This window comes from Chryseobacterium phosphatilyticum (assembly GCF_002899825.2).
Classification (GTDB): Bacteria; Bacteroidota; Bacteroidia; order Flavobacteriales; family Weeksellaceae; genus Chryseobacterium; species Chryseobacterium phosphatilyticum.
On the sequence record NZ_PPED02000041.1, the window covers coordinates 1 to 556 of the forward strand.

Below are 556 nucleotides of genomic sequence, written 5' to 3' on the forward strand. Positions count from 1 at the left end.
AATATCAAGGGCGTGATTGCCGTCTTGAAGAGAGCTTATGACAAGTGTGGTTACAATTACCCATGCTTATCTGCGAATTATAATGGATCTCCTCGGCCGGGTGAACAGGCAGGTTGGGCGCGTGGCGTTGATGCAGCAACTAATAAGTTCAAGAATAATCCAAAGTTGCTTGCTTCTGCTTGCAACGAGTCGACGACTGCAAACTGCAACCCAAACGACGCGGGAAATCCGAACCTGCCGGGATCCGGAACGGCGGTAGCACAGAACCCAACCAAAGGCGGTGACGCGGCAAGTGCCGGATCTGGCGCTCAAGCATCAGCCTCGCCAGCGGACCTCAGTTCCCCGGCCGAGCATCCCCCGACCCGCGACATGGCATCGATCATCCTCCCCGTGGGAGCGGCTGCGCTTGAGCCCCGCGAGATCCCCGAGGGGATCGCCCTGCCCCAGAACACGCTCTGACCAAGGACAGGACTTCGCGATGACGACCCGCCTCCCCCTCGTTGCCATGCTGTGCGCCCTCGGCGGCTGCAACTCAGCCGGGCCGCCGATCGTCTAC

Annotated in this window: 1 protein-coding gene; it reads left to right on the forward strand. The window is 60.1% G+C overall.

The window, feature by feature from the left end:
• Positions 1 to 459, forward strand: a 459-nt coding sequence (locus C1631_RS25340) for a hypothetical protein (protein ID WP_228441497.1), incomplete at its 5' end; no start/stop codon positions are given.
• Positions 460 to 556: the final 97 nt, after the last annotated feature.